General features: G+C 56.5%; 26 protein-coding genes. 16 read left to right on the forward strand and 10 right to left on the reverse strand.

Features of this window, described 5'->3' with window-relative positions; genetic code table 11:
* Positions 1-32: 32 nt before the first annotated feature.
* The 5 genes from ACTRW9_RS07405 (at position 33) to ACTRW9_RS07425 (ending at position 4,051) form a co-directional block, all read left to right on the forward strand.
* A complete protein-coding gene (locus ACTRW9_RS07405; RefSeq protein ID WP_442428847.1) occupies positions 33-1,499 on the forward strand; it encodes an MFS transporter in 1,467 nt (488 codons plus the stop codon).
* Positions 1,496-2,146 (forward strand): alpha/beta hydrolase, encoded by a 651-nt coding sequence (locus ACTRW9_RS07410; protein ID WP_442428848.1) that lies wholly within the window; start codon positions 1,496-1,498, stop codon positions 2,144-2,146. The genes ACTRW9_RS07405 and ACTRW9_RS07410 overlap by 4 nt, the downstream gene beginning before the upstream one ends.
* Before the next feature lie 3 nt (positions 2,147-2,149).
* Entirely contained in the window at positions 2,150-2,731 is a 582-nt protein-coding gene (locus ACTRW9_RS07415; RefSeq protein ID WP_442425665.1) for an HD domain-containing protein, read from the forward strand.
* A 1-nt stretch (position 2,732) separates the two neighbouring features.
* Positions 2,733-3,446 (forward strand): response regulator, encoded by a 714-nt coding sequence (locus tag ACTRW9_RS07420; RefSeq protein ID WP_442425664.1) that lies wholly within the window; start codon positions 2,733-2,735, stop codon positions 3,444-3,446.
* 170 nt (positions 3,447-3,616) lie between these two features.
* Complete coding sequence (locus ACTRW9_RS07425; RefSeq protein ID WP_442425663.1) at positions 3,617-4,051, forward strand: helix-turn-helix domain-containing protein; 435 nt, start codon at positions 3,617-3,619, stop codon at positions 4,049-4,051.
* 24 nt (positions 4,052-4,075) lie between these two features.
* Here ACTRW9_RS07425 and ACTRW9_RS07430 read toward each other — a convergent pair whose 3' ends face one another.
* The 10 genes from ACTRW9_RS07430 to ACTRW9_RS07475 form a co-directional block, all read right to left on the reverse strand.
* Positions 4,076-4,768, reverse strand: a complete 693-nt coding sequence (locus tag ACTRW9_RS07430; protein WP_442428849.1) for a tetratricopeptide repeat protein — start codon at positions 4,766-4,768, stop codon at positions 4,076-4,078.
* Between the two features lie 71 nt (positions 4,769-4,839).
* Positions 4,840-6,543: a BatD family protein gene (locus tag ACTRW9_RS07435; RefSeq protein WP_442428850.1), complete on the reverse strand. Its 1,704-nt coding sequence runs from the start codon at positions 6,541-6,543 to the stop codon at positions 4,840-4,842.
* Positions 6,544-6,658: 115 nt separating this feature from the next.
* Positions 6,659-7,477: a tetratricopeptide repeat protein gene (locus ACTRW9_RS07440; RefSeq protein ID WP_442428851.1), complete on the reverse strand. Its 819-nt coding sequence runs from the start codon at positions 7,475-7,477 to the stop codon at positions 6,659-6,661.
* Positions 7,478-7,639: 162 nt separating this feature from the next.
* A complete protein-coding gene (locus ACTRW9_RS07445; RefSeq protein ID WP_442425659.1) occupies positions 7,640-8,344 on the reverse strand; it encodes a Bax inhibitor-1/YccA family protein in 705 nt (234 codons plus the stop codon).
* Between the two features lie 112 nt (positions 8,345-8,456).
* Positions 8,457-9,446, reverse strand: a complete 990-nt coding sequence (locus ACTRW9_RS07450) for a vWA domain-containing protein (protein WP_442428852.1) — start codon at positions 9,444-9,446, stop codon at positions 8,457-8,459.
* 1 nt (position 9,447) lies between these two features.
* Positions 9,448-10,446, reverse strand: a complete 999-nt coding sequence (locus tag ACTRW9_RS07455; protein ID WP_442428853.1) for a vWA domain-containing protein — start codon at positions 10,444-10,446, stop codon at positions 9,448-9,450.
* A gap of 6 nt (positions 10,447-10,452) precedes the next feature.
* Positions 10,453-11,475, reverse strand: coding sequence for a hypothetical protein (locus ACTRW9_RS07460; protein WP_442428854.1), 1,023 nt, complete (start codon positions 11,473-11,475; stop codon positions 10,453-10,455).
* 3 nt (positions 11,476-11,478) lie between these two features.
* Positions 11,479-12,048 carry a hypothetical protein gene (locus ACTRW9_RS07465; protein WP_442428855.1) on the reverse strand — a complete coding sequence of 190 codons (570 nt, stop codon included), beginning with the start codon at positions 12,046-12,048 and terminating at the stop codon, positions 11,479-11,481.
* A 6-nt stretch (positions 12,049-12,054) separates the two neighbouring features.
* Positions 12,055-13,011 carry a DUF58 domain-containing protein gene (locus ACTRW9_RS07470; RefSeq protein ID WP_442428856.1) on the reverse strand — a complete coding sequence of 319 codons (957 nt, stop codon included), beginning with the start codon at positions 13,009-13,011 and terminating at the stop codon, positions 12,055-12,057.
* 13 nt (positions 13,012-13,024) lie between these two features.
* Complete coding sequence (locus ACTRW9_RS07475; protein WP_442428857.1) at positions 13,025-14,017, reverse strand: AAA family ATPase; 993 nt, start codon at positions 14,015-14,017, stop codon at positions 13,025-13,027.
* Between the two features lie 181 nt (positions 14,018-14,198).
* On the opposite strand from ACTRW9_RS07475, the gene ACTRW9_RS07480 reads away from it, so the two are divergent.
* The 11 genes from ACTRW9_RS07480 to ACTRW9_RS07530 all read left to right on the forward strand — a co-directional run bounded on the left by ACTRW9_RS07480 (position 14,199) and on the right by ACTRW9_RS07530 (position 24,370).
* Positions 14,199-15,092, forward strand: coding sequence for a hypothetical protein (locus ACTRW9_RS07480; protein WP_442428858.1), 894 nt, complete (start codon positions 14,199-14,201; stop codon positions 15,090-15,092).
* A 117-nt stretch (positions 15,093-15,209) separates the two neighbouring features.
* A complete protein-coding gene (locus ACTRW9_RS07485; RefSeq protein WP_442425651.1) occupies positions 15,210-16,046 on the forward strand; it encodes a hypothetical protein in 837 nt (278 codons plus the stop codon).
* Positions 16,047-16,098: 52 nt separating this feature from the next.
* Positions 16,099-16,926: a WD40/YVTN/BNR-like repeat-containing protein gene (locus ACTRW9_RS07490; protein ID WP_442425650.1), complete on the forward strand. Its 828-nt coding sequence runs from the start codon at positions 16,099-16,101 to the stop codon at positions 16,924-16,926.
* Between the two features lie 197 nt (positions 16,927-17,123).
* Positions 17,124-18,617 carry an anthranilate synthase component I gene (trpE, locus tag ACTRW9_RS07495; RefSeq protein ID WP_442428859.1) on the forward strand — a complete coding sequence of 498 codons (1,494 nt, stop codon included), beginning with the start codon at positions 17,124-17,126 and terminating at the stop codon, positions 18,615-18,617.
* Positions 18,614-19,225: an aminodeoxychorismate/anthranilate synthase component II gene (gene pabA / locus ACTRW9_RS07500; RefSeq protein WP_442428860.1), complete on the forward strand. Its 612-nt coding sequence runs from the start codon at positions 18,614-18,616 to the stop codon at positions 19,223-19,225. The genes trpE and pabA overlap by 4 nt, the downstream gene beginning before the upstream one ends.
* On the forward strand, positions 19,200-20,231 hold the full coding sequence (trpD, locus tag ACTRW9_RS07505) for an anthranilate phosphoribosyltransferase (RefSeq protein ID WP_442428861.1): 1,032 nt from the start codon (positions 19,200-19,202) through the stop codon (positions 20,229-20,231). The genes pabA and trpD overlap by 26 nt, the downstream gene beginning before the upstream one ends.
* A 10-nt stretch (positions 20,232-20,241) precedes the next feature.
* Entirely contained in the window at positions 20,242-21,054 is an 813-nt protein-coding gene (trpC, locus tag ACTRW9_RS07510) for an indole-3-glycerol phosphate synthase TrpC (RefSeq protein ID WP_442428862.1), read from the forward strand.
* Positions 21,029-21,658 (forward strand): phosphoribosylanthranilate isomerase, encoded by a 630-nt coding sequence (locus tag ACTRW9_RS07515; RefSeq protein WP_442428863.1) that lies wholly within the window; start codon positions 21,029-21,031, stop codon positions 21,656-21,658. Before trpC ends, ACTRW9_RS07515 begins: the two co-directional genes overlap by 26 nt.
* Positions 21,659-21,660: 2 nt before the next feature.
* A complete protein-coding gene (gene trpB, locus ACTRW9_RS07520) occupies positions 21,661-22,872 on the forward strand; it encodes a tryptophan synthase subunit beta (RefSeq protein WP_442425644.1) in 1,212 nt (403 codons plus the stop codon).
* The gene (trpA, locus tag ACTRW9_RS07525) at positions 22,869-23,669 is read left to right on the forward strand and encodes a tryptophan synthase subunit alpha (RefSeq protein ID WP_442425643.1); all 801 of its coding nucleotides are present in this window, start codon (positions 22,869-22,871) and stop codon (positions 23,667-23,669) included. The genes trpB and trpA overlap by 4 nt, the downstream gene beginning before the upstream one ends.
* 17 nt (positions 23,670-23,686) lie before the next feature.
* Positions 23,687-24,370, forward strand: a complete 684-nt coding sequence (locus ACTRW9_RS07530; RefSeq protein WP_442428864.1) for a glycosyltransferase family 2 protein — start codon at positions 23,687-23,689, stop codon at positions 24,368-24,370.
* Positions 24,371-24,378: the final 8 nt, after the last annotated feature.

A 24,378-nucleotide genomic window follows, 5' to 3' on the forward strand; every position in this document is an offset into this window, starting at 1 on the left:
TTGGGGGGGGCATGGAGAGTCATCCTAAATTATTGAAAAGTAAGCTATTCTGGGTTGGAATCCTGTATTTCGCGGAAGGCTTCCCGCTGGGCGTGTTCTACGATGTTTTCCCCGTTCACCTGCGCCAGCAGGGGGTGGATCTGTGGCAGATCGGGTTCATGAGCCTGCTGGGGTTGGCCTGGACCCTCAAATTTTTGTGGGCCCCGGCAGTCGATTACGTTCGCCATCACCGCCGCTGGATTTTCCTGATGGACATGCTGATGGGCGGTGTCATGCTGGTTTTTGCCGTCCTGCTCGACTTCGGTCCCTGGGTGTGGCTGGCCATCGGCCTGTTCACAATATTTTCCGCGACGAGCGATGTCGCCATCGATGCCTACACCATTGAGATGCTCAACAAGGACGAGTTGGGTCTGGCCAACGGCATTCGCAATGGCATGTATCGGGTGGGCATGCTGGCTTCGGGATTCATCCTGGTGCTGGCGGACTGGATGTCATGGAGCGCGACGTATCTTGCCGGTGCGCTCATCTTGTTTGCCTGCGGCACAGTGTGCCTGCTGGCCCCTCCGGAACAGGCCTATAAAACGCGCTCTGAACGGTCCCTGCTGGGCGAGTTTCGCCTGATCGCCCGCTATCCCTACGCGCTGGCTCTGCTTTTCATTATGGTGCTGATGGGCTTCGGCCTGGTCGATACCAAACTGGACGTGTCCGACAAACGTCCTTACCTGTGGCCCACGCTGGCGATGGCGGGTATTCTGGTGGTGGCAGGCAGTCATTATTGGACGCGCCGGGTGAGGCAGCAAAGTAACGGCCCATCCCTGCGTGACGAGTTGAACGAAGGACCCATGTTCGGCGCATTTTTCGAACTGATCCAGCGGCCGCACATCATTCCGGTCATCATTTTCATTCTGATTTACAAGCTCGCGGACACCTCGATGGGGTTCATGGTGAAGCCGTTCTGGGTGGACTCCGGGTTTTCAGCAACAGAAATCGGTCTGGTTTCGGTCAACATCGGGCTCGGCCTCTCTATTGCGGGGGGCCTGGTGGGAGGCTGGTTCACCGACCGCTATGGAATATTCAAAGGCATCTGGGTGCTGGGGCTTTTGCAGGCGCTATCCAACCTCGGTTACGCCGGGGTGGCGGCCGTCATTCCCCCGCCGCAGGAAGGGGTTCCCATGGCGATGGAATTCAAGGCCATGATGTACGGCGCAAGCGTACTGGAATCGTTCACCGGTGGATTGGGTTCGGCCGCGTTTCTCGCCTTCCTGATGGCGATCGTTAACAAAAAACGATCGGCTTCGGAGTACGCACTCCTTTCCTCAATATTCGCGTTCAGCCGGTCGGTGGCGGGATGGGCAGGCGGGTTCGGCGCGGAGGCGATGGGCTACGCCCCGTATTTCACGCTCACCTTTTTTCTCGCGTTTCCGGCTTATCTCTTTCTTCCCTGGGTCAAACGTATGCTGAGTTCTCAGCCGGACTGGAACCAAGGTACCCGGGCATGAAAACCGTCTATGTGTATTGCCACGGATTCGCCTCCAGCCCCGGTTCCAAGAAAGCCACTGTGTTTGCCCAGCGATTCCGGGACCAGGGAAAAGAATTGATAGTGCCCGACTTGGAAAAGGATGATTTTCGAAATCTTACTCTTTCTGGGCAGGTTGAAATAGTCCAGTCGGTAGTCGATACTTTTCCGGGTTCGGGGATCGGGATGATCGGAAGCAGTATGGGCGGATACCTGGCGGCACTTGTGTCCCAGTTGCGACCAGAGGTTAAGGGGGCGTACCTGATGTGTCCGGGGTTTCAATTCCTGAAACGCTGGAAGGAGAAAGTGAATCCGGAGGACCCGAAGTCCGAAAGGCTGCCGGAAGTAATACGGGTGTACCACTACCGCTACGACCGGGAAATGGAATTGAGCACGGGCATTTTTGAGGATGCCCGCAAGTGGGATGCTCTGGCACTGGACCGGTCCGTTCCGACGCGCATTGTCCACGGAGTGCACGATGAAACCGTGCCCGTGGCTCAGTCACGGGAGTTTGCGAAGAATCGACCCTGGGTTAAACTGGAAGAGTTGAACTCCGATCACAGTTTGTTATCGCATATAGACTGGATCGTGGACGATTGTTTGAAATTTTTTACCCGGGAAGGCCTTTAAAATATGGAACCGTACGTGATTCGGGTTACGGGAAACCTGGGAAAAATCAAAAAAGCCTTTCTTACCGTTCAAAAAGCGCACTCCGGACAAATTAGAAAAGGTCGCGAGCGGGAGCTTTTCTACCACCATCCCCGCCGTGTGTGCAAAGCCTATCTTCAGTTTCATTTCAAGACAGTGGAGGGCGCCCTGGCTGCATTGTGTCATGACCTGGTGGAGGATACCTGGGTCAACCTAGATGACATCGAATCCTGGTTCGGACCCGAAGTCCGCCGTCTGGTGGCGGATTTGACCAAGCCGGACGGGTTGTCCCACGTCGAATACCTGAAAGACTTTGAAGCCTGGCCACTCGAATCCAAAAAAATCAAAGTGTGTGACATTGAAGACAACATTCTCAGCTCACGGTCGATTCCTTCCGAACAACGGCAGGCGATGATGATCAAATGGCAACGGTACCTTCTGGCGCTCGCACCGGAAACCAACCCTGTTGCCGGGCCGGCAAAAGAGTATTCAATAAAATGGAACCATGTGCTGGCCCTGATGGAGAAGGAATGGAAAACCCTGGCTCACTACCCGACTGAAATCTGATATGGCCGACAACAGCAAAACGAAAAAAGGGTTCCGGCGCTACACTATCCTCATTGTGGACGACGACCCCTCCATTGTGACCCTGGTGAAGCAACTGGTCGATCAGGAAAAGTACAAGGTCATTTCGACGGATGACGGCGAATCCGCGGAAGCCATCATTCGTTCGCGCTGCCCCGACCTGATTCTGCTCGACATCAATATTCCAGGTAAAAACGGGTTGGAAGTGTGCCGCAGCCTGAGAGGCGAAAAGGAAACACAAAACCTTCCCATTATCATTCTTTCCGGCAGGACGGAACAGGTGGACCGGAACCTGGGTCTGGAGTTCGGTGCGGATGATTATGTCACCAAGCCGTTTAACTCTCAGGAACTTTTATTGCGGGTGAACAATGTTTTAAAAAGGGTGTATGGTTCGCAAGCCCGAAATGACACATTGACCCAGGGTGTGCTGAAGGTGGACTTCGGGAAACACGAGGTGCGGGTGAAAAACAAAATCGTCCAGTTGACTCTTACCGAATTCAAGCTGCTCTCCTCATTGCTGGACAATTTGGGCCAGGTAAAAACCCGGGATTACCTGATGGAACATGTCTGGGAAAGCAATGAAGGTGTCTTTTCCCGAACTATTGACACGCATATCCAAAGGCTTCGGAATAAATTGATGGAGGCGGGAAAATATATCGAAACCATTCGGGGCGTGGGATACCGCTTTAAAATTTAGGGTTTGCAGAGGCGGTTAACCTTTTTGGTTTTTATGCAGTTTCAAGTAAGAAATATAGGAAAAGCTATATCATTGGGCCGCTTTGTAACATAATTGTTGCATTGTCTTCATCATATTTTGACCGATTTTTTCAATAATAGGGGCTGAAGATAAACACAAGGAGGTTTCCGATGATTGAAAAAATTGGTAACGAAAATCCGGATCACGAGGATTCGAATCAGCCCAAATCGGTGGGCGGCCGTCTTCGCTATTGGCGCAAGTTGTCATCGCTCCGGTTGGTGGACCTGGCCGCAACCATCAATGTTTCACAGGGATCTTTATCGGATCTGGAAAACGACAAGTCTCTTCCTTCCGCCACCACTCTCACAGGGTTGTGCCGGAAAACCGATGTCAACATTTGCTGGTTGTTGACCGGGGAAGGGGACATGATCAAGGAAAAGGATGCGGTGGACAAGGATGTATCCGCTTTCAAGGAAGTGGTGCGTCTGATGAGTGACAACGATTTCAAGCGCACGGTCCACCGTCTGGTTAAAATCTTTGAACGAGGCACTCCGACCCAGAAGGCCCAGATCAAAGGCTTCATGGCCGGGGTGGAGACGGATTGATGGAATCCGGGGTGGGTCGAAGCGTCAGGTTCCGACCTGGTCGTCTTGTGCCCGGATCCACCCCCCGGTTTCATCCGGAAAAATCAGGTGGTACCACCCATCTTTTTCCGCCGTAATTTTTCCGACGGCCCCCTCATGGAGCCGGAAAAGGACCGGTTTTTCCGGTCCCTTCTCTGCATGCACGGCAATGTCCTTTGCCAGCACCACCGCATACCGATGCCCGGCGTCGTAAAAAAAACGGGCCAGCGTGGATACCAGAACCAATCCCAACAACCCCAGCGCAATATTTCGTGTCAAACGGGTGGCGTGCCCGGGGTGGACGATCAACACACTCCACGCCACCCATAAAAGTAAGTTCACGCCCGCCAATGTCCAGATGTGCTCTTCCAGAGTCACATCCTCAAGCCAGAAGAACACCGTGGTCCACACGTTGGGAAACCGCCAGTCCGTCCGGTCCACGGTTTTCGCCAGTGTGAAAATCAGGTTGGCCTCCACCTTCTCGTCACGGGGCAGGCGTTGTTGCGCTTTCAGGTAATGAAGGATGGCTTTTCCGGTTTGGTTGGTGCGGTAATATGCGTTTCCCAGGTTGAAATGCAGACGACCGTTATCGAAACCTGATTGAAGGACGGATTCGTACACGTTGATCGCCTGCTTGTATTTCTGTTCCATGTAGAGGCGATTGGCCGATGCGATGCGTTCCTGGACTTCTCCGGCCAAGGCCCCGCCTGCCAAGAATAAAACAGCCCAAAGCAAGATCATTACCTGGATTGCGAACCTGGGAAGGCGCATCAAGAATTCTCCAGTTTCTCGATAAGGCGGCGGGATTCGGCCAGAAGCGCCTCCGTGTCGCCTTGTCCTGCTGCGTATTGCAGGGATTCGTATTTTTCCAGCAAGTCGCGTGTCTCAACAATATGTTCTTCGCGGAATTCACGTTGCCGCAACTGCTCTTCCACTTCCCGCGAGGTGAATGCGGTTCCCTTCAGGTTCAGCCGATCGCCTATGTAAGTGCGCACGATCTGCGACAGCTCCCGTACCATTTCGCGAGCGCCGCCGTTGCGTTCTGAAGTCAGCCGATTCAGGCGTTCCTGCGCCTGACGAAAAGCTTCCATCCGGCGTTTGTAGGCGGTGTCGAATTTCATGCGCTGGCGCTTGCGGTGGAGCGGGACAAAAAACAAAAAAACCGCCGGGGGAACGAACAGTGCCAGCACCACAGTTAACCAGAACCAGCCAGGACGACTCCGGTCGGTGAATTCCTGCATGTCCAAATACAATGGATTGATGTCCTCAATCGGCTCGCGTTGCGGGCCTCCGGTGGACGAGCTTTCCGGTTGCGGTTCCACCGCATTCAACTCTTGTGAGTCCTTTGTGGGAGTCACGTTCACCGTTTGCAGTTCGGTTTGGACCGTACGAAATGAATGAACCCGTGGTTCGAAATAGTTGAGGGTGATTGCGGGAAATGTCAGCGTACCCGCTTTCAGCGGAACCAGAGCATACTTGAACACTTTTTCCCCCTGCACCGTTTTATCGCCGCCTGTGCGGGTGAACTCCGGCTGGTCCGCGTAAACCTTAAAGTCTCCTCCGGTGTCCGGGAGTTCCAGCAGCGCATCCTGCGGATTGCCCTCACCCGTCACCGTGACAGTGAGGGTCATCGTTTCCCCCTGCGCCAGCTGAGTTCGGCTGAACCGGGTATTCATTTGGAACTGTCCCACCAGGCCGGAAAACGGTTCCGGCCGGTTTTTCTCCGGAAGCGGCAACACCTCGAGTTCGATGGGATCGGTTCGCAGGATTTTGTGTTTCAATTTGAATTGGTTGTGAAAAAACGGACTCTGGAAAAAAGGGTCGTCAAAAAAAGGATCTCCGGAACGCCGCCGGCCTGAGGGGGTTTGTTCAACAATATCCAACTCGATCAGGGCCAAGGGGATTGTGACCTGTCCCGCTTTTAAAGGATAGATTCCGGTGTTCCACTCGTACACATCGTAGCGGATTCCATTCAGCACGCGGCTGTACTGTTTCGGCGGTCCCAGTTCTTCCTTGCGAAAATCGTCCAACGGAAAATCGACCTTAACATTGCGCACAGTGGCCTGGCGGTACACCTTCAGAGTGATGGGCAACAGCTCGTTGACGTAGGGCTGGTGTGTGGGGACGGTGGCCTCTGCAAAAACAGGACGCTTTCCCTGGCTGGGTGGGGCGCCTTTACGTACGGTTATGGCAATGGGTGCGGTGATGTAGGGGTTGCCGTCGATCTCAAACTTGAACGGACCGATGGTGAAGTCACCGGATTGTTTTGGGATCAGCTGGAAATGGAACGTGGTCGATGCGGTTCGTATTCCGTTGATGATTTGAAGTGAGGTGGCGCGACCCCCGGTACGGATCGAAAATCCGGGCAGGGGCGGAGGCTCAGGTTCCGGCGCATCCTGCGTCCCTTCCACCACCACTTCCAAATTCACCACGTCTTCCAGCGTGATCTCGGTGTTGTTCACCGAAGCACTCACACGGATTTCCTGCGCCCAAACCCCGCCGGGTAAGAACAGAGCAAACCAGGCACAAAAGAGAAGCGGGGAGAACGGTTTTATCCACGGTGTGGGGTTGTTCCTGGGCATGGTTCCATCACCAGTCCTTTCCCTGATCCTTGAACAGGTCCTGCATCTCTCCCTGCAACTGGCGGCGCTTGAACTTCTTGAGATCCTCGCTCAACGATCCCAACAGCCGCTCAGCCTCTTCCTGGGTTAAGGGCGCAGCCTCTTTCAACATGGCGTTCATTTTTTTCTGTTCGGGAGAAGAAGGAGCGGGCGGGGTTTCGTCGGCCATCTGCTCCTGCGGCTCTTCTTTCTTCTTATTTTTTTCGGGTTCCTGTTCTGCGGTACGGGTTTCTTCGGCCGGTTCGGGCTGTTCGTTGGCCTCACCGTGTCCTGCCGGTTCCGTGGATTCAGATTGGGAAGCTTCGTGCGGGGCCTGTTTCTGTTTCTTGCCGGGTTGCGGTTTTCCCTTATCCATATTGCGAGGCATCATCTGTCCGGATGCAATGGCCTGTTCCAGCTGGCGCTTGGCGAACTCGTAATTGAATTTGCTGTCCTCATCTTTGGGATTGAGCTCAAGCGCTTTTTTGTAAGAGTCCATCGCCCGGTCCAGTGCACCCAGCCGAAACCAGGCGTTGCCCTGGTTGTACCAGGTTTTCTGCCTGAGAGCCGGCGGGGTGTCGCCGGAGAGTACCTTGCCGTAGTCCTCGATGGCCGCCTCGTAGCGGCCCAGCCGGTACTTGGCGTTGCCGGCGTTGTATCGTACGGTGGGATTTTCCGGATCCAGGGCTTCCGCTTCACTGAACTTCCTTGCCGCCTGGTCGAATTGCTCCTCATTGTAATAGGCGATGCCCTCGCGTGCGGACTCCGGCAGATCTTCCGCGAAAGCGGGCAGGGGATTCCATCCCAATGCGGCTGCAAATATTAGCGTTATAACCGGTTTTTGTAGAAGATTTCGCATGATCCCTGGAAGTTTAGCACGCCTGCCTGTGTGACGTGCGAAACGAAAAAAGGGATTCCCGCACCGGGAATCCCTTTTCGTTATTCAAACCGCCGTGGAAGAACCGAGGCTTCAGCGCCGGTCTCCCATGATGCGGAGGAGCATCAGGAACAGGTTGATGAAGTCCAGGTACAACTTGAGGGCGCCCTGGATGGCTTCCTTGGTGTCTTCATCGGTGCCTTCGTTACCGAGGATGTTCATCTGCTTGATCATCTGGGTGTCGTAGGCCGTGAGGCCGACAAAGATCAGCACGCCCGCGTAGGTTACCACCCAGTAAACGGCTTCATTCTGCAGAAAGATGTTCACCACTGAGGCGATGATGATGCCGATGAGGCCCATGAACAGAAAGCTGCCCCACGAGGTGAGGTCCTTCTTGGTTGTGTAACCATAGAAACTCATCGCACCGAAGGTACCCGCCGTCACCAGAAAGGTGGAGGTGATCGATGCCGCGGTATACACCATAAAAATGGCGGAAAAGGTCAACCCCGTCAGGCCGGCGTACAGAATGAAAACGCCCGTCGCCTGGCTCGCGGACATCTTCATGACCGAGGACGCGAGGTAGAAGACCAGGCCGATCTGGGCGATGATCAAAACGATCGGAACGATGGGATTCCCGAAAATCAGTTTCATCAAAGGTTCGGTATTGGCCACCAGCCACGCCACACCACCGGTCATGGCGAGACCCGCCGTCATCCAGTTATAGACCCGGACCATGAACCGCTGTTGTTCGGCGGCAATGGCATCCTGACTCATGTATGAGGTCCGATTGGGCTGCATCGTTATAAACTCCTTGAATTATTTATGGTATCTGCCCAAGTTCCGCAGATTCGATATTATATAAGACGCGGCCCATGCCGCGTCAAGTCCGGTTTTTCCCTTATTTATTATCTCATTTTTCACGGACCATGCGCTCTCCTAAAAGGCATACCAGCCCCAGCGCGATGAACCATTGAAACCGTTCCTGCCAGCGTTTCCGCCGGGTGGTGCGAAGCTCTTTTTTTTCGACCCGCTGTTTGATGTCCTCGAGATAGATTTTATTCAGGTCCATATCCCCAAGCACGGATCTCACATAACTGCCGCCGGTGGAAAGGGCCACCTGTTGCAGGACGGCTTCGTTGAGACGGGTGAGGACGATTTCTCCCTTACGGTCCCGCTTGAATCCGCGCTGCCTTTCGGGATCGGGAATGGGAGCGCCTTCCTCCGCGCCGATGCCGATGACGAACACTTTCACTCCCTGCTCGTTGGCGTACTGGGCGGCGGCCAGCGCGTCGCCTTCATGGTCCTCTCCATCCGTGATCAGGATAATGGCTTTCGATTTTTTTTCCACTGAACTGAAGGCCTTGACGGCGGTACGGATGGCATGACCGAGCGCGGTACCCTGGGTGGGTATGAGGTCGGTCCCCAATACATTCAGGAACATCCTGGCTGCGTTGTAGTCGAGGGTCAGTGGGCATTGCAGAATGCTGGAACCTGCAAACGCGACCAGGCCGATGCGGTCACCTTCCAGAAGGTGGATGAGGTCGGCTACCTCATGCTTGGCCCGTTCCAGCCGGTTGGGCTGGATGTCGCTTGCCAGCATGCTCTGCGATACGTCCACTGCCACGATGATATCCACCCCTTCCTGTTTCAAATCCTCCCATTCGTACCCCCAGCGTGGCTGGGCGAGGGCCAGAATAAAGAAAAATACCGCGAGGACCATCAAGGTGGTTTTTTTCCTTTGTTTTTCCCTTGCGCGCGGTGGCACCAGCCGGCCGAGCAGGGAAGAGGAGGCGAATCGCGCAGCCTGTTCGCGCTTGCGGTTTCCCGACCATATGAAAAATCCAATCAGGAATGCCAGCCCCATCAGCAAAAGCAAATATTCCGGCAGACCGAATCGCATCTTATGGGATTCTCCTCAAGCGGGTTTGTGCCAGCGTGATTTCCGTTATCAACAACAGCAGGCCCGGAATCAGGAAATAGGGAAACAGTTCCTTGAATTCCGAGTGATCAATCCACTTCACCTCGGATTTTTCGAGCTGATCGATCTGCGCGTAAATCTTTTTGAGGGAGTCGGTGTCCCTGGCCCGGAAATACTTGCCGTTCGTGGTGTCGGCGATTTCTATCAGTGACTCCTCATCCATCTCCACGTCCTGCATGATCAGCTGGCGGCCGAGAATTCCGTCGAACACGAACGGCACTTTGCCGCGGGTGCCTACGCCGACCGTGTAAATCTTGATGCCGAAGGTGGCGGCGATCTCCGCGGCCTGCCGGGGTGGGATGCTCCCCGCGTTGTTGCGTCCGTCGGTGAGCAGGATGATGACTTTGGATTTGGATTCGAGGTCCTTGAGCCGTTTGACCGCGATGGCGATGGCGGAGCCAATGGCGGTGGAATCACCCGCCACACCGATGTCAAGCCGGCTTAAAAACTCCTGCAGTATGTTGTGGTCCAGCGTCAACGGGCACTGCGTGAATGCCTCGTTTCCGAACACCACCATACCCATTCGGTCAAATTCGCGCCCGTCAATGAACTCGCTCACCACGTCTTTTACGATGGTCAGGCGGTCCACCGGCTGGTCCTTTTTTTTGAAGTCCATCGCCTGCATGCTGGCTGAAGTATCGAGCGCAAGCATGATGTCCACACCGTGTGTCAGGATCTCCGTGCTCTTTCTTCCTTCCTGCGGACGGGCGAGGGCGATGACGATCAATATCACCGCGAGGCAACGCAGGATCAACGGCAACTGCACCAGGAAAGAAACATGGGAGGGAAGGATGCGCCGCAGTGTGTTCAGGGAAGAAAAGGGGAATGCCGCCGGGCGGTTCCGGTAATGCTGGTACACCATCCATGGAATCGCCAGAAGTAAAAGAAACAGCCACGGATTTGCAAACTGGAAATAAGTCATAACACGTCAGATGGGGGCCGCTGGCGATTTCTGGCTGGAACCCAGGTCGCGCCGCGGTTTTGTGTCCTCTATAAACTGCCTGACCGCCTGAATATTTTCCAGGCACGTAGAAGCATCACTTTCCACATTGGCGAATTTGACCCAGTCGGTACGGTGCAGAATACCCAAGGCCCGTTGGCCCAGTTCCTGGGGGAAATGTTTGCGGAAAAGCAGGTTCTGTACGATTTCCTCAGTGGTCCAGTCCAGTGCCGGTACGGAATAAAGCGCGCCCAGGTAACGGCGGAAAATTTCCGACAATTCAAATTGGTGTTCGCGAAACCGTTCCTGTTCGATCCATTGTTTGCGGTTCAGCGTGTCCAGCTCATCCAGCGCGATTTCATGAGGTTCACGGATCACGGATTGCGGTTTCCGTTCCCGGGGAACTTTTTTCACAAAAATTTTACGTCCGATGAAGTACAGGAACATCAACCCAACGAGGCCGGCAAGCGCGTACAGGGCATAACGCTGCCAGGGAGGCCCCGCACCGACGATGGGCTTGATGTCGCGAATGTCTTTCGGGTCGCCGTCCTTGAACAGTACCGACCGCACTTCCACCACCGCCCCGGGGGCCTGGATTTCGCCGGGTCCCATTTGCGATGGATCAGCCAGAGGGGGACCGGTGAAGTGGACGGGAATTTCCGGAATGTTGTAGTAGCCGACCTCCATTGCCCGGAACTTGAAAAAAAACTCGTCGGCCACGCGTCCGCCGGGTTGCTGCCTGGTTTTCGCACCCTGGTCAAGGAACTCGAACTTCTCAAAATGCTGGAACGGGTTGGGGGGCTTGATTTGAAATTCCGGCGGGTGCGTCACTGTTAATGTGTAGGTGACCGTATCGCCGATGGTGGCTCTCTGCGGTTCGATTTGCGCCGTGGCGGTGACCGGAGGGAGCTGGGTATTTTGAGCGAACGTTTCCCCGGAAAAACAGAGCAACGCAATTCCCAGCCACAGGAATTTGGTTTCAATTTTATTGTTGCATAGATGCTGCCACATGGCTCACGGGTTCGCTTTCAACTGATGCAGACAGCCGTCGATACGCTTGTTGCGATCTTCCGACCACGGCGCGTCTTTCACCGCAACCTCGGAATGAAAAAACCAGACCAGCGCCTCCCCGCAGTTGCCCAGTTCCATATATAACCCCCCCATGATGTAGGCGACGTTCGACCGCGTTTCCAGGTTGAGGTTCGGATTTTCCAGGTACGCCTCGTACTGGATGACCGCCTGTTCGTACAAACCCGAGTCCCGAAGTTTTTCGGCGACGGTCAAGGCCTGCGTGCTCCAAACCGTGGAGCCGGAGGGGGCCTGGGCGGCGGTCTCCTCTTCCGATGGCATGGACTTTTTGAACAGCATGGCGGTGAAGATTCCGAACGCGACGAAGGTGATAACGGTGAGAACGATGACGAATGCCTTTAGCTTCGTACTCACCCCTTCGGTTGGAATCTGGAAAGCGGAAGGAGTGCCCTTTGCCGGGGGTTCCGCTTGACGTGATGCCTTGGGTGGCGGCCGCTTGGGGCTGGTCGGGTCGTCACCGGTGGTACGTGTGTTCTGTTCATTCAAATCGGACATGCTTCCTCAGTGTTTTTTTTCTCTCATTTTAAAAAACTGGACGATTGGCTTCACCAGTGACCGGTCCGAGCGGATTTCAATATGATCCACCCCCGCCGAGCGAAGAGCAGCCTGGAGTTCCCTCCGTTCGCGCTCTTTCTCCACTGCGTACCGCTTGCGAAAAGCGGGGTCGCTGGTATCCACCCACAACGATTCTTCGGTTTCCTTGTCTTCAAGTTGAACCAGGCCGGCGTCTGGCAACTCCACTTCCCGCGGGTCGAGTATGCTGATGGCGACCAGGTCGTGCTTCTTCCGCGCCCGGCGGAGGCGGTCCATGTAATCCTCCGCCTGGAAATCGGAGATGAGGAAGGCGATGGATTTCCGTTTCTGCACTTTCAACAGGTACTCAAGCGGCAGGCTCAAATTCGTCCGGTGGCCTTCGGGCTCAAAGGTGAGGATGGTGCGGATGACGTTCCAGATATGGGCACGGCCTTTTTGCGGACGTATGAAGTGTTCGATCTGGTCGGAGAACACGATCAACCCCACCTTGTCGTTGTTTTTGATGGCGGCGAAGGCGAGGATGGATGCCACCTCCGCCGCCACCTCGTTTTTGAAGGCGTAGTGCGAGCCGAACCCGCCGGAACCGCTGACGTCCACCATCAGCATCACCGTCAATTCCCGCTCTTCGCGGTATTCCTTGATGAACGGATGGTCCAGCCGGGCTGTCACATTCCAGTCGATACGCCGGATATCGTCACCGGGTTGATACTCCCGCACCTCGCGGAATTCCATGCCGTGCCCCTTGAAGGCGGAGACATACTCTCCCACCATCATGTGGTTGACCAGGTGATTGGTTTTCACCTGAATGTCCCGGATCTTTTGAATCAACTCCGAGGAAATCTCCAACGCATCCCGGTACTGCGGGGCCGGGGGGGGCGCAGGTTTGAAGGGTGCTGAAATTTTATCGATCAGGTTGCCGAACATGGCGGCCCCTCCTTCAGGGAACTTCCACAGTGTCGAAAATCTTTTTCAGCACATCGTCGGACGTGATGTTCTCGGCTTCCGCCTCGTAGGTGAGGATGATACGGTGGCGCAGGATGTCGAGGCCGATGGTTTTGATGTCGTGCGGCACCACAAAGCCGCGTCCCTGCATGAAAGCATACGCTTTTGCCACGCGGTTGAGAAAAATCGAGGCCCGCGGGGAGGCGCCGTAGTCAATCATGCTGGCCAGGTTTTCCAATCGGTATTCGCCCGGAAAACGGGTGGCGTTGACCAAATTCACGATGTAATCCTGCAGGTTGTCGTCGATATAAATCTCGTCGAACACCGCTCGAGCCGCCAGGATGTCCTTCGGGTGGATCACCGGCTTGATCTCGATATGGCTGTTGGTGGTGGCCATGCGCTGCAGGATGCGTTTTTCCTCGTCCTTGGAGGGATACCCGATTTTGAGCTTGAACAGGAAGCGGTCCACCTGGGCCTCGGGCAGGGGGTAGGTCCCTTCCTGCTCGATGGGATTCTGCGTCGCCATCACCAGGAACGGCTGTTCCAGGGGAAAGGTCTCCCCCCCGATGGTGATCTGCCGCTCTTCCATGGCTTCCAGCAGGGCGCTCTGCACCTTTGCCGGGGCGCGGTTGATTTCGTCCGCCAGGATGATGTTGGCAAACAGGGGTCCTTTTTTAATGACAAACTCTCCGGTTTTCGGCTGGTAAATCTGGGTGCCGATGAGGTCCGCGGGCAGCAGGTCCGGAGTGAACTGGATGCGCTTGTAGCTGGCTTCAATGGTCTGTGCCAGTGTTTTGACGGCGGTGGTCTTGGCCAGTCCCGGCACGCCCTCTACGAGGATGTGCTCGTTGGTCAGCAGGCCCAGAACGAGGCGCTCGATCAGGTAACGCTGGCCCACCATGACGCGTTCCATCTCCGCGACGATGGCCGGAACGAAATGACTGGCCTGTTTGACCCTATCGGTGATTTCCTGTATGTCTTGCGGCATCGGTGCAATCCTGAATGAAATTAAGACGTAACAATATAGCAACCCCTGCATGGGGCCACAACTCCTGATGGCGGGGCCCGGACCCGGCCCGTTGAAATTATATCTTTACAAAAACGTTGATTTTTCTACAATAGGCGATTCATGTCTTCAAATCCCTGACTTTAATTCCTAGAAGTGAGCCATGGCGGATACCGAATCGATTATCAAGGAAGGCCTGAACATCGAAAACAGCGAACTCGATCTGCGCGAGCGCGAAATCGGCGATGAGGACCTGAAAAACATCGTCCAAAGCGACCAGATCAAGGACATCACTGCGATATTCCTGGAGTTCAACGAGGTTGGCGATGAGGGCGTTCAGGCCCTGCTCGACTGCAAGGAAATGAAGAACCTCACCGTCCTCAACCTGTTCAAAAACCAGGTGACGGATGCCGGACTGGCCGCAATGTGCAAGTCCAAAACCATGCTCAACCTGTCCGAACTGATTTTGAGCGACAATAAAATCACCGCCGAAGGCGCAAAAGCGCTGGCCAAATCCACCATTCTGGGCAACCTGGTCTCGCTTTGGGTGGGGGACGGACTGGAGGATGAGGGCGCTGCAGCTATTGCCGAGTCGGAAACTCTCACTCGGCTCAATCTGCTGTCACTCTACCGCAACAATATCGCCGATGAAGGGGCTCAGGCCATTGCCCGGTCAAAAAATCTTTCCAAGCTGACCGAGCTCAACCTCAACTGGAATTATATCGAATCGGACGGGGCCGTCGCCCTGGCGGAATCGGAAACGCTCAAGAATCTCCAGCAGTTGACGTTGACGTACAATCCCATCGGTGACCGCGGGGTGGAGGCCATCGCCAAATCCGAATGCATGCGCAATCTGACCCTGCTCGATCTGTATGAAACCGAGATCACCGACAAGGGGGCACGCGCCATTGCGGAGTCCAAGGTCCTGTCCAATCTGGAAACCCTGATCCTCGTTCACAACGACATCAGTGAGGAGGTGCAGGAGTTGATTCAGAATTCGGAAAACCTGCCCAAGCTGTCCAAAGTGGTGTTCCGGCTCACCCCCGCCGAACATTGACCCCTGTTTGGGGCTGTCTCTATTCGGGGCCGTACCTCGCCTGAAATATCGTTGCGGGGTGAGACGTCAACGAATACCGTTTCTCAATCTGTTTTTCATTAAGGATCGAAGCAAACCATGTTTACGGGCGAAAAACCGGATTTGATGGACATCTGGCCGTTCAATGAGAACAGCATTTATGTTGTGGGGAAAGACGGAATTCCCCAGTACTTCGATGGTGAGTTCTGGACCCCCGAACGGACGGAAAATACCAATCCACTCATGGGGATCTGGGCTGCGCACGAAGACTGCATCTATGCGGTCGGTATCGGTGGAGTGGTCATCCACTACGACGGCAAGGAGTGGACACAGATCGACACCGGCAATTACGACTCACTCAACTCACTGTACGGCTATGATGAATCGCACATATTCATTTTCGGTGTCGGTGGCCGCGTGCTGTTCTGGAACGGGACGTCCTGGGAATATCGCGAACCCAACACCATTCACGACCTGTTCGGCTTCTGGGGAGCGGACATCAACCGGATCCACGCCGTCGGTGGCGAGGGCATCTACCGCTTCTACGACGGCAAGACCTTCCACCGCCGCGAGGAATTGACCGATGAGCAGACCTCGCTTTACGGCATCTGGGGCGCCGGTGCCGACAGCGTCTATACGGTGGGCTCGTACGGTACCATCCTGCATTTCGACGGCAACGAGTGGACCCGCATGGAAACGGGTACCGAGGAATACATCCTCGCCATCTGGGGGAGTTCCGACGACAACATCTTCGCCGTGGGCGACGCCTCCACTCTGTTGCACTATGACGGGAAGGCTTGGACGCAGATGGAAATTCCCTTTGACTCTTACTTCACCAAGGTGCGAGGACTTGCGCCGGACAAGGTCTGGGTGTGCGGAGAAAACGGTTGCGTCATCTTCTACGATGGCAAAAAATGGCACGACGTTTCATTGTGATCGCGTAACTCACGCAGCAACGAACCGCTGAAATTTCAAACGGGGATGGGACATGAGCCAGTTGACGAGCAGCAACCTGCTGTCTGTGTACGGCTTCGGCGCCGACAATGTATTCATCGGGGGAGCTGAAGGCACCTGCCTGCACTGGAACGGCAAAGAATGGAACAAGATCGATACCGGCGGACGCTGGACCCTCAAACGGATGTGGGGCACCGCGCCGGACAACCTCTACGCCGTCTGCACCGACGGCAAAATCATCCGCTACAACGGCAAGGAGTGGAAGGCGGAAGACACCGACAGCCTGCCGCCCATGTCCGGTATCTGGGGTTTGGGCGAGAACGAAATCTACGCCTGTTGCCGCATCGGCAAAATCCTCAGGTATGACGGCCAGAACTGGAAATTCATGTCCAGCGGCACGCAGACGGACATCGCCGCCGTCTGGGGCTGGGACCGGGAAAACATGTACGCCGTCGGCTTCGACGGACTGGTGCTCAAACTCCACGACACCGAGTGGAAGCGCATGACCTTCAACTCCAACGCGGAGTTGTACAGCATCTACGGATTCGGCCCCGAGGACATGTATTTCGCCGGGTCTTTCGGTACGCTGATCCACTTCAACGGTAATGATTTCAAGGTGATGCCGACTCCCGTCGAGGACTTCTTCCTCGATGTGTGGGGACCCAGCGAGGAACTGGTGTTCGCGGTGGGTGACGTCGGTCTCATTATCTACCGCGACGGCGACCAGTGGACGCGTATCGAGTCCAATACCGAGGAATACCTCACCGCCATCTGGGGTCCGAACGAAAATGACATGTACGCGGTGGGGGACAACGGCCTCATCCTGCACTGGGACGGCGAGGACTGGAAGGAAGTGGAGTAGGGGCCAAATTCCTGTATCGGCCCTGTTGTTTTCGTCTTTCCCGGAGCGCCCCTCGGGCAGCCGCACAGGCCCGCGCAATCGGCTTGACACCCTCCGCCCCTCGGTGGTACTGTCATTAAACTAACTCATTGAAAATAGACCCTTTCTAAGAGGCCTTTTTCGTGTAGCACAGTGCGTCTGTGCTTTTTTTGTTTGCAATGTACAAACCCTCTCTCGATGACTTCAAGGCCAAGGCGAAACAGGGCAACCTGATTCCGGTTTATAAGGAAATCCTCGCCGATTTGGATACGCCTGTCTCGGCGTTTATGAAAATCCGCGACGGCATGCACGCCTTTCTTCTGGAAAGCGTCGAGGGCGGCGACAAGTGGGCGCGCTACTGCTTCATCGGGTGCAATCCGTCGACGGTTATCCAGACCAAAGGCGATTCGGTCACGGTCCAGACCTCCGGCCAGAACGAAACCCGGCAGTTGAACGGCGAGCAACCGCTGTCAGTGGTGAAGGAGATGCTTTCCCGGTACCAGCCGGTGGCGGTGGACGGCCTGCCGCGCTTCTCCGGCGGGGCGGTGGGGTTCATCGGCTACGACATGGTGCGCTACTTCGAGGACCTGCCGAACCAGACCGAAGACGACCTCGATATCCCGGATTCCTACTTCGTCATCACCGACACGCTTCTCGTGTTCGACAATGTGACGCAGACCATAAAGATCGTTTCCAACGCCCATACGCCGGGGCGCGACCTCGACGAACTGTACCTGGAGACGACGGGCAAGATCGAGGCGCTGGAACGCCTGCTCCGAAAAGACCTGTCGCAACACAGCAACGGCGGCCATCCCTCCCTGCAAAGCAGTCACGCCGAGATCCATTCCAATTTCGAGGAAGAGGAATTCAAAAAAGCGGTTCTCAAGGTCAAGGATTACATCCGCGAGGGGGATGCCATCCAGGTGGTGCTGTCTCAGAGGCTCCGCTTCGAGCTCAAGCAGGACCCGTTCGTACTGTATCGCGCGCTCCGCACCATCAACCCGTCGCCCTACATGTATTACCTGAGCTTCGGCGACATGCAGGTGGTGGGGTCGTCACCGGAGGTGCTGGTGCGGCTGGAGGGCAAAGACGTCGAGGTGCGGCCCATTGCGGGCACCCGCAAGCGCGGTAGAAATGAAGACGAGGACCGGGCACTGGAAAAGGACCTCCTGCAGGATGAAAAGGAGCTGGCCGAGCACATCATGCTGGTGGACCTGGGTCGCAACGACCTGGGCCGGGTGGCGGAAATCCGCAGTGTGGAGGTGAACGAGAAATTCACCATAGAAAGATATTCGCACGTCATGCACATTGTCTCCAACGTTCGCGGTATATTAAAGGAAGGCCTCGACTGCTTCGACGTTTTGGCGGCGGCGTTCCCGGCGGGAACGGTGTCCGGCGCGCCCAAAATCCGTGCCATGGAAATCATCGAGGAACTCGAGCCCACGCGGCGCGGCCTTTACGCCGGGGCGGTGGGTTATATCAGTTTCAACGGTAACATGGACACGGCCATTGCCATCCGCACGCTCGTAGTCAAAAACCAGACGGGGTATCTCGGGGTCGGCGCGGGCATCGTCGCTGATTCGGTTCCGGAAAAGGAATTCGAGGAAACCATGAACAAGGGCAGGGCCATGCTGAAGGCGGTGGAACTGGCGGAGAAGGGATTGGTCTTATGATCCTGATGATCGACAACTACGATTCGTTCACCTACAACCTCGTGCAGTACCTGGGGGAACTGGGAGCGGACATCCGCGTGCACCGCAACGACAAGATCACGGTGGAAGAAATCGAGGGACTCGCGCCGGAGAAGATCGTCATCTCTCCCGGACCCTGCACTCCCACCAAGGCCGGGGTGTCGAAGGACGTGGTCAGGCACTTCGCAGGAAAGATTCCGCTTCTCGGTGTGTGTCTTGGGCACCAGTCGGTGGCCGAAGCGTTCGGCGGCAAGATCGTCAAGGCGGCGAAACTGATGCACGGCAAGACGTCGCAGATCCACCACGACAACAATACCCTGTTCAAGGATCTGCCGGATCCCTTCGAAGCGACGCGGTATCATTCGCTGATTGTCGAACGCGACTCCCTGCCGGATTGTTTCGAGGTGTCGGCATGGACGAAGGAAGGCGAGATCATGGGCATCCGTCATAAAGAACTGCCGGTGGAAGGAGTTCAGTTCCACCCGGAATCGATCCTCACGGTGTACGGCAAAAATCTTCTGAAAAACTTTCTGGACTCGCCGGGTCTGCCGGCGGGGCACGTCGATGGACGCACGCAGCATTCTTCATAAAGCGGTCGATGGCCGTGACCTGACCGAAGAGGAGATGATCCACGTCATGACCCTCGTCATGGAGGGGAAGGTGGAGCGGTCGTTCCTCGGTGCGTTTTTGACGGCACTGCGCATGAAGGGAGAGACGGTTTCGGAGATCACCGGCGCCGCCAGAGTGATGCGCGAGAAGGCGGAAAAACTGGATGCCGACGGTGAGCATTCCGTCGACACCTGTGGCACCGGCGGCGACGGGGCAAACACATTCAACATCTCGACCGCCGTGGCGTTTGTCGTGGCGGGGGCAGGGATCACGGTCGCCAAGCACGGCAACCGCGCGGTGTCCAGTCGCTCCGGTAGCGCGGATGTCCTCAAATGCCTCGGCGTCAATGTCGAGGCGGAAAAGTCCGTTGTTGAAAAATGTTTGAAGGATGTGGGCATGGCGTTCCTGTTTGCGCCGTCGATGCACAAGGCGATGAAACATGCGGCCGACGTGCGCCGCGAACTGGGATTCCGCACTATATTCAATCTGCTTGGACCGCTCACCAATCCGGCGGGCGTCCAGGCGCAGGTGGTGGGGGTGTTCGACGCCAAATGGACCGAACCGCTGGCCAACGTTCTGGGCAAACTCGGGTGCCGTCACGCATTTATCGTGCACGGCGAGGACGGGCTCGATGAGATCACCCTCACCGGGCCGACCCAGGTCGCGGAACTCAAGGACGGCACGGTCAAGGCGTATGTGCTGAATCCGCAAGATGTGGGACTGACCTTGTGCAATGCGAAGGATCTGAAAGGCGGCGAGGCCGAAGACAACGCCGAACTCGTGCGTGGCATTCTGGTGGGTGCGCCCGGACCGAAACGCGATATCGTCCTGCTCAATGCCGCCGCCGCTATCGTGGCTGCGGGCAAAGCCGTCGATTTGCAAGCCGGGATCGATGCCGCGCGCCGGTCCATCGACTCGGGTGCGGCGAAACAGAAACTGGAAGACCTGTGCCGCGTCAGCAACCAGCGTCCCGTCAACGTGCCGTAGGAAATCGATCATGCGCAACATTCTGGACACCATCTTCGAACACAAGAAAGACGACGTCGCCACGGCGAAGCGCGAACGGCCGCTCTCTGAATTGAAGGGGCGGCTGAGCCAGGCGCAGAAAGCGCAGGATGTTCTGGGCATTCTGTCACGTAAGGGGGATGGATCGAACATCATCGCCGAGATCAAGCGGCGTACGCCGTTCAAGGGCGACCTGGTGCAGGACTTCGATGCGATGAAGATCGCCAAGGAGTATGCGGACAACGGTGCGTCGGCCATTTCGATCCTGACCGACAACAAATTCTTCGGCGGCAGTCTCGATTATCTTCAGCAGGCGAAGCAGGAGGTGAGCATTCCTCTCCTGCGCAAGGATTTCATCTACACCGAGTACCAGGTGTACGAATCGCGGGCGTTCGGCGCGGATTTCTATTTGCTCATCGCCACCTCGCTTGACAAGAACCAGTTGAAGGACCTGATGGCGCTGGGCCACGAACTGGGTTTTACGGCGCTCGTCGAGACGCACAACGAAAAGGATCTGGAGAAGGCGCTGTACGCCGACGCCAAACTGCTCGGCATCAACAATCGCGACCTGACCACGGGCAAGACGGACCTCGCCGTGTCGCGCCGCCTGCTGGGTCAACTGAAAGGCCTGGGCGGGCTGTGCCTGGTGTGTGAAAGCGGTATTTACGAACGCACCCACATCGAGGAATTCGAATCGCTCGGCATGCACGCGTTCTTGATCGGCGAAAGCCTGATGAAGGCGGACTGCATCCCCGAAAAATTACAGGAACTGCGCGGCCATGACAAAACGTCCGTTTCCGGTTAAAGTCAAGGTCTGCGGCATGACCTCGCTGGAAGATACGATGCATGCGGTCGAATGCGGCGCGGATGCGGTGGGCTTCATCTTTTTCAAGAAAAGCCCACGCGCGGTGACGGCCAGACAGGCCAAGGCCATCGCTGAAAAACTGCCGCCGTTTGTACAGAGGGTCGGCGTGTTCGTCAATGAAACCGCCGAGGTCATCGAGCGCACCGTCAAAACCTGCGGTCTGGATGTTGTGCAGTTGCATGGCGACGAGTCGCCCGCGTTCTGCAAACGCATCGCGGCCAGGGTGGTGAAAGCCATCCGGGTGAAGGATGCGGAATCGGTCAAAGGCCTGTCACGTTATGCCGTCGATGCGTTTCTGCTCGACGCGTACAAGGAAGGCGAGTGGGGCGGCACCGGTGAGCGCTTCAACTGGAGCCTCGTCAAGCAGGCGCGCCGGCACGGCCCGGTGATCCTCGCAGGTGGTCTCGACCCGGAAAACGTCGCCGAAGGCATCCGCGTGTGCCGACCGTATGGGGTGGATGTGTGTTCCGGAGTGGAATCGAAGCCGGGCAAAAAGAACCGGAATAAAGTACGCAAGTTCATTGAAGCCGTAAAAGGAATGTGACCATGGCTCAACCGAAAGATTACACGACCGTCCCGGATGCCAGCGGGCATTTCGGCCAGTTCGGCGGTAAGTACGTCATCGAGACGCTGATGCCCGCGCTCACCGAGCTGGAGCGGATTTACAACGAAACCCGGCAGGATCCGGAGTTCCAGCGCGAACTCAAGTATTACCTCGAGCAGTACGTCGGACGGCCATCGCCGCTGTATTTCGCGGAAAACCTGACCCGCCAGCTGGGCGGTGCAAAGGTGTACCTCAAGCGCGAAGACCTCAACCACACCGGGGCGCACAAGATCAACAACACCATCGGCAGCGCTCTCCTCACCAAACGCATGGGCAAGAAGCGCGTCATCGCCGAAACGGGAGCCGGACAGCACGGCGTCGCCACGGCCACGGCGGCTGCGTTGTTCGATCTCGAATGCGAAGTGTTCATGGGCGAGGAAGACATCCGCAGGCAGGCGCTCAACGTATTCCGTATGAAACTCCTCGGTGCGAAGGTCATCCCCGTCTCCTCCGGCACGCGCACCCTCAAGGACGCCACCAGCGAGGCCATCCGCAACTGGATCACCACCGTCGAGACCACGCATTACATCATCGGTTCGGTCGTCGGGCCGCATCCGTTTCCCATGATCGTCCGCGATTTTCAGAAGATCATCGGCGAGGAAGCGAAACGGCAGTTGCAGGAAGTGGAAGGCCGACTGCCGGACATCTGTGTCGCCTGCGTCGGTGGCGGGAGCAATTCCATCGGCCTGTTCTACCCCTTCGTCAACGACGAATCCGTGAAGCTGATGGGTGTCGAGGCGGCCGGCCACGGCATCGACACCGGCAAACACGGTGCGTCGCTGGGCCACGGCGGGGTGGGGGTTCTGCACGGCATGAAAAGTTACCTGTTGTTCAACGAGGACGGGCAGATTCACGAAGCGCATTCCATCTCCGCCGGACTCGACTATCCCGGCGTCGGCTGCGAGCACAGTTATTACCGCGAGACCGGACGGGCGGAGTATGTGTCGATCACCGACGAGGAAGCCCTCGAAGGATTCAAACTGCTGTCGAAGTCGGAGGGCATCATCCCGGCGCTGGAGTCGGCGCACGCCATCGCGCAGGTGGTCAAGATCGCGCCGAAGATGAAGAAAGACGAGATCATCGTGCTCTGCCTGTCGGGCCGCGGCGACAAGGACGTCAACCAGGTGGCTGAGTTTCTGGGAGAACAGCCGTGAACCGCATCGAGCAGCGCATCGAAGACCTGCGCACCAAAAAACAGAAAGCCCTGGTGGCGTTCATCACGGCCGGCGATCCCAGCCTCGACGCGACCAAAGACATCTTTCAGGTGATCGAGGAAAACGGAGCGGACATCGTGGAGCTTGGCGTGCCGTTCTCCGATCCCCTGGCCGACGGACCCGTCATCCAGGCGGCGTCGCAACGCTCGCTCAAAAGCGGCACCACGTTGAAAAAGATTCTGGCGCTGGTTTCCGACCTGCGCAAAACGTCCGAGCTTCCCATCGTGCTCATGACCAGCTACAACCCGGTGTTCGTGTATGGTGAGGAGCAGTTTGTGAACGATGCCGTGGCCGCAGGCGTGGACGGCGTCATCGTGCCCGACCTGCCGCCGGAGGAATCGACGGCGTTCGAAAGCTTTGCCAACAGCAAGGGCCTGCGCGTCATCTACCTGCTCGCGCCCACCAGCACGCCGGACCGGGTGCGCATGATTTCCGAAAAGAGTCGCGGTTTCATATATTACATCTCCCTCACCGGGGTCACCGGCATGCAGAGCAAGTTCAGCAGCAACCTTCAGTCGCGCATCGGCGAGGTGAAAAAAGTCACCACGCATCCAGTGATGATCGGCTTCGGGATCTCCGGTCCGGAAGAAGCGAAAGAAGCGTCGCAGATGTCCGACGGCGTGATCGTCGGAAGCGCCATCGTCAAACTCATCGACCAGTGCTCCAGTCCCGACGAGCGCAAGGAAAAGGTCGGCCAGTTCATTGCCAGCATCAAGAGCGCCCTCAACGGAGCCTGAGCCGCAGGCGGCCCCTCATGTCCTCCAGAATCTCCGTCATCCTGCCCGCCTTCAACGAAGAGCAGTCCATCGGGCTGGTACTCGATGACCTGCCGAAAGACCGTCTGCATCAGATCATCGTGGTGGACAACGCTTCCACCGACGCCACCGCCGAAGTGGCGCGTGAGCACGGCGCTACCGTGGTTGCCGAACCCCGCCGCGGTTACGGAAGCGCCTGCCTGAAAGGCATCGCCAGCCTCAACAATCCTGACATCGTCGTCTTCCTCGACGCCGATTACAGCGATTATCCGGAAGAGATCGATCTGCTCGTTAAACCCATCGAAACCGGGGAGCAGGATTTTGTGCTGGGAAGCCGCATGCTCCTGAAGGAAAGCCGGAAAGCGCTTTTGCCACAGGCGCGGTATGGCAACAAGCTTGCCGTGTTTCTCATCCAGCTGTTTTTTGGTCACCGTTATACGGACCTGGGACCCTTCCGGGCGATCCGGCACGCGTCGCTGATGGAAATTGGAATGAAGGACACGAACTTCGGCTGGACCGTGGAGATGCAGATCAAGGCGGTGAAGAACAACCTTCGCATTTTGGAGGTTCCCGTGAAGTACCGCTGGCGGGTGGGGGTGTCCAAGATCACCGGCACGGTTTCGGGAACTTTCAAGGCTGGAACAAAAATCATATACACCATCTTCAAATATCTGTTAACCTAGCCTGGGTA

Source organism: Nitrospina sp. 32_T5 (genome assembly GCF_052156635.1).
GTDB lineage: Bacteria > Nitrospinota > Nitrospinia > Nitrospinales > Nitrospinaceae > Nitrospina.

Coding starts and splice junctions, on each gene's coding strand:
- ACTRW9_RS07455 (WP_442428853.1), bottom strand. CDS start 10,446: ATGACTTATTTCCAGTTTGCAAATCCGTGGCTGTTTCTTTTACTTCTG.
- ACTRW9_RS07490 (WP_442425650.1), top strand. CDS start 16,099: ATGAGCCAGTTGACGAGCAGCAACCTGCTGTCTGTGTACGGCTTCGGC.
- ACTRW9_RS07410 (WP_442428848.1), top strand. CDS start 1,496: ATGAAAACCGTCTATGTGTATTGCCACGGATTCGCCTCCAGCCCCGGT.
- ACTRW9_RS07470 (WP_442428856.1), bottom strand. CDS start 13,011: ATGTTCGGCAACCTGATCGATAAAATTTCAGCACCCTTCAAACCTGCG.
- trpB (WP_442425644.1), top strand. CDS start 21,661: ATGGCTCAACCGAAAGATTACACGACCGTCCCGGATGCCAGCGGGCAT.
- ACTRW9_RS07515 (WP_442428863.1), top strand. CDS start 21,029: ATGACAAAACGTCCGTTTCCGGTTAAAGTCAAGGTCTGCGGCATGACC.
- ACTRW9_RS07425 (WP_442425663.1), top strand. CDS start 3,617: ATGATTGAAAAAATTGGTAACGAAAATCCGGATCACGAGGATTCGAAT.
- ACTRW9_RS07460 (WP_442428854.1), bottom strand. CDS start 11,475: ATGTGGCAGCATCTATGCAACAATAAAATTGAAACCAAATTCCTGTGG.
- ACTRW9_RS07415 (WP_442425665.1), top strand. CDS start 2,150: ATGGAACCGTACGTGATTCGGGTTACGGGAAACCTGGGAAAAATCAAA.
- ACTRW9_RS07530 (WP_442428864.1), top strand. CDS start 23,687: ATGTCCTCCAGAATCTCCGTCATCCTGCCCGCCTTCAACGAAGAGCAG.
- ACTRW9_RS07445 (WP_442425659.1), bottom strand. CDS start 8,344: ATGCAGCCCAATCGGACCTCATACATGAGTCAGGATGCCATTGCCGCC.
- ACTRW9_RS07450 (WP_442428852.1), bottom strand. CDS start 9,446: ATGCGATTCGGTCTGCCGGAATATTTGCTTTTGCTGATGGGGCTGGCA.
- trpD (WP_442428861.1), top strand. CDS start 19,200: ATGGACGCACGCAGCATTCTTCATAAAGCGGTCGATGGCCGTGACCTG.
- ACTRW9_RS07475 (WP_442428857.1), bottom strand. CDS start 14,017: ATGCCGCAAGACATACAGGAAATCACCGATAGGGTCAAACAGGCCAGT.
- ACTRW9_RS07465 (WP_442428855.1), bottom strand. CDS start 12,048: ATGTCCGATTTGAATGAACAGAACACACGTACCACCGGTGACGACCCG.
- pabA (WP_442428860.1), top strand. CDS start 18,614: ATGATCCTGATGATCGACAACTACGATTCGTTCACCTACAACCTCGTG.
- ACTRW9_RS07485 (WP_442425651.1), top strand. CDS start 15,210: ATGTTTACGGGCGAAAAACCGGATTTGATGGACATCTGGCCGTTCAAT.
- trpE (WP_442428859.1), top strand. CDS start 17,124: ATGTACAAACCCTCTCTCGATGACTTCAAGGCCAAGGCGAAACAGGGC.
- ACTRW9_RS07420 (WP_442425664.1), top strand. CDS start 2,733: ATGGCCGACAACAGCAAAACGAAAAAAGGGTTCCGGCGCTACACTATC.
- ACTRW9_RS07480 (WP_442428858.1), top strand. CDS start 14,199: ATGGCGGATACCGAATCGATTATCAAGGAAGGCCTGAACATCGAAAAC.
- trpC (WP_442428862.1), top strand. CDS start 20,242: ATGCGCAACATTCTGGACACCATCTTCGAACACAAGAAAGACGACGTC.